2 protein-coding genes and 1 pseudogene are annotated in these 3,477 nt (G+C 27.7%); 1 reads left to right on the forward strand and 2 read right to left on the reverse strand.

What is annotated here, in order from left to right; all coding sequences use genetic code 11:
- Positions 1-198: pseudogene (locus I4U58_RS13105) on the reverse strand (amino acid permease); the annotation flags it as partial.
- Between the two features lie 163 nt (positions 199-361).
- On the reverse strand, positions 362-2,215 hold the full coding sequence (locus tag I4U58_RS13110; protein WP_195931785.1) for an NERD domain-containing protein: 1,854 nt from the start codon (positions 2,213-2,215) through the stop codon (positions 362-364).
- A 400-nt stretch (positions 2,216-2,615) separates the two neighbouring features.
- Here I4U58_RS13110 and I4U58_RS13115 point away from each other — a divergent pair.
- On the forward strand, positions 2,616-3,477 hold an 862-nt coding region (locus I4U58_RS13115; protein ID WP_195931786.1), incomplete at its 3' end, for a GTP-binding protein.

Genomic DNA, 3,477 nt, shown 5'->3' on the forward strand with positions numbered 1-3,477 from the left:
TTCTGCAGCAGTAAGACCTGCAGTTATTGTCATTATACCTGCTATAATCCATGCTAATATTCCAAGACCAGGAGCACCTCCTGTTAATGTGTATACCGCTTGAGGTTTAAAGAACACCCCACCACCTATAACCATACCTACAACAGTAGATAAAGCTGCGGCTATACCTAAGCTTTTTTGTAGTTGCTTATTTTCCATAAACCATGCTCCTTTCGCATATTATTTTCTTTTGTTTTATTTTAGTCGCTCTAATTAGTATACAGGTTTCTCTTGTTTATTCAAGCTGTATTTTAATCCCTAAAATGGTAATTTTATGTATATAGATAGATTTCTTATAATAGGCATCTCTTTTTATATCAAATCAAAAAAGTTTTTCTAAAAAATTATATTCAGGTAAATAATTAAAACATGTAAATGAATACTGTCCATTCATCGAATTTGGTTTTACTCTAGACATGCTTATAAATATTGCATTGCCTACATTTTTTCTAATATCCACGATATTTTCGCTTCTACAAGAATCTAAAACTAAAATGATATTAGGTGTTTGCCACCCCTTATAACTGTGATATGAGCATACTTTTAGTCTGCCTGTTCCGCCTCTAAATTTCCATTTTTCATTTCTTCTCTTTTTTTCGTCTTTGGCTTTATTCATATCGTATACATGAGATACTTTTAATCCTTTATCAGTAAAAAATTTTACAATATCCACACCTGTATTTTCGTTTGTAGTTAAAATAGTTATATCTTCTAATTTATTATATTCTAACAGTTCTTTTATTTTTAAATCAATTCTATTTAATTTATCTTCTTTAGAATCTGTATTAGAATTTATCCACTTTATACTTCTAAGTAAACTTATTTGATTAGAATTACTTTTAGGAGTCAATATATTTTCTTCATGTATGCCTAATTCTTTGCGTACAAGTTCTATTTTTTCAACTATCTCTTTTGGTAGCCTATATGAAATTTTTAAATATCCAGGTTTTCCTTTAAATCCTATGTTTTTTATCTGTTCACTATCTTCAATCCATATTCCATGTTCATATATATCTTGTGATTTATCATATACAATAAATAATTCGCCTTTTTGAGTATAAAATTTTTTAAGAAATCTGATCCAATCTCCTCTAAAATCTTGTCCTTCATCTATCAATATATAATCATACTTAAATTCATCTTTTAATGGGTTTAACTCCATAAATTTTTCAATACATTTAATCCAATCTTGTGTAAAATCATAATCTTTATTATTATGAATATCCAATTCATTATATGGAAGCTTTATACAATATGATGCAGCTACAACTTTTAGGAATTCATGAAAATATAGTACACTTAAATTTTGTTTTAATTTCCATCTGTCATCTAGCCCAAATTGTTGGCTGCATAAATCTTTTAGATAGTGTCTTAGTGTTATATTATATGTCAAAATAAGTACACGATAATCTTTTTTCAATGCTCTGGCAGCCTTTTCAGCTAAAACTAGTGATTTGCCTGCTCCAGGCACTCCTCCCCATCTACGTATAGAATTTTGTTTTAAATTTGCTAAGTCTGATTGTTCTTTAAATAGTTTAAATGGCTCTTTTCTTTCATAATTATAATCTGCACATTGTAAATTTTTAATTAATTGATGTACCATATTTTCTAACATATTGTCTTTATTATACTTTGATTCTTTAACTGTAAGTGCCCATGTATATTGTGTCTTATTGAGTGTTTTATTTATATCATTTATTTTATCTATATCATCATCTGTCCAAATTTTAGTGTATGTATTATTTGTACAAAATTCTAAAGCTTTTTCTTTAGATGGCCCGTGAAAATATACGACTGTCTCAATATATCCATAATAATCATTATTTTTAGAAACAAAATCTTCACTATTATTTAAATCAGATTTAAGGATGCAATTTTTATAAGTTTCAACTTGTTCTACCGGATCTTTTTTATGTAATCTTCCATCTGTACCTTTGATATACCCTTCAGATTTATAAATATCTAAATTTAGATTCCAATCTTTTACCTCAATAATTATAACGCCTTTTTTAGGATTAAGTAATATAAAGTCTGGTTTTATAGAGTCTATGTGAGGTTGTTCAAATACTGTCCATCCATCAAATCTAGGGCTATTTTTTAAAACATTTAATAATTTTTCCTCCCCCTCAGTTCTTTTATCTCTTGGATTAATATTTTCAAATATATCTGCTGACATATAATCTACTCCCCTCAATAATAACTTTTTTATTTAAACAACAATGTTTTTAAATACTTGTTACTTTTTTAATAAAAATTCTTACTAATATAATATATCTATAAAATATACTTGTAATGACTAAATCTTATCTCTTAATTAATTTTTCTTACCTTGAATATTTTATAAATAATTGGAAATAATATTTTGAGATGCACTAATGCGAACAAAAAATAACGATTTATTAAACTGTAATACAACACAAACTACTAATTGTTGCTAAAAAATAGTTAAAAAATCTATATCAAAAAAATTAGTTATAATAAAGATTTTTTTATAATATTACTATTTTATATATCTTGTATACTAAATTCCATTGTGATATAATAATTTAGTTATAATAAGAAAAGGAGATTTTTATATGTCAATTAAACATAAAATAATAAATATTGCAGTAATTGCCCACGTTGACGCCGGAAAATCAACTCTAGTTGATGCTTTCTTATCTCAAAGTGGTGTATTTAGAGCAAACGAAGTAGTAAAAGAATGTGTAATGGATAGTAATGACCTTGAAGCAGAAAGAGGTATAACAATATATTCTAAAAACTGTTCTATAAATTATAAGGATTACAAAATAAACATAGTAGATACTCCAGGACATAGTGACTTCTCATCAGAAGTAGAACGTGTTATAAAAACAGTTGATACAGTTATATTACTTGTAGACGCTTCTGAAGGGCCAATGCCTCAAACAAGATTCGTTTTACAAAAATCATTAGAATTAGGTCTTAGACCTATATTATTCATAAATAAAATAGATAAAAAAGACCAAAGAGCTGAAGAAGTTGTTGATGAAGTATTCGATTTATTCGTAGACTTAAATGCAACTGATGAACAATGTGAATTCCCAATAATCTACGGTATAGCTAAACAAGGTATAGCAAAAAGAGAAATGGATGACGATAGCACAGACTTATCTCCATTATTCGAAACTATAGTTGACCATGTTGAAGCATATCCAGATTATGACGACAAACACCTTCAACTTCAAATATCTGCACTTGCATACGATGACTATGTAGGTAGACTTGGTATAGGTAGAGTTTACAAAGGTACTGTTAAAAGTGGAGAACAAATATCTGTATGTAAATCAGGTTCTGTAGTTTCTAGAGGTAAAATATCTAAATTATCAGTTTACGAAGGATTAAAACAAGTTGAAGTTAATGAAGCTGGTAGTGGTGAAATAGTTGTTATAGCAGGTATACCTGATATATCAATAGGTG

Source organism: Clostridium sp. 1001270J_160509_D11, assembly GCF_015667935.1.
GTDB lineage: Bacteria > Bacillota > Clostridia > Peptostreptococcales > Peptostreptococcaceae > Intestinibacter.

Bases quoted from the DNA above. Each gene is read 5' to 3' on its own strand.
- I4U58_RS13110 (WP_195931785.1), bottom strand. From the start codon at position 2,215: ATGTCAGCAGATATATTTGAAAATATTAATCCAAGAGATAAAAGAACT.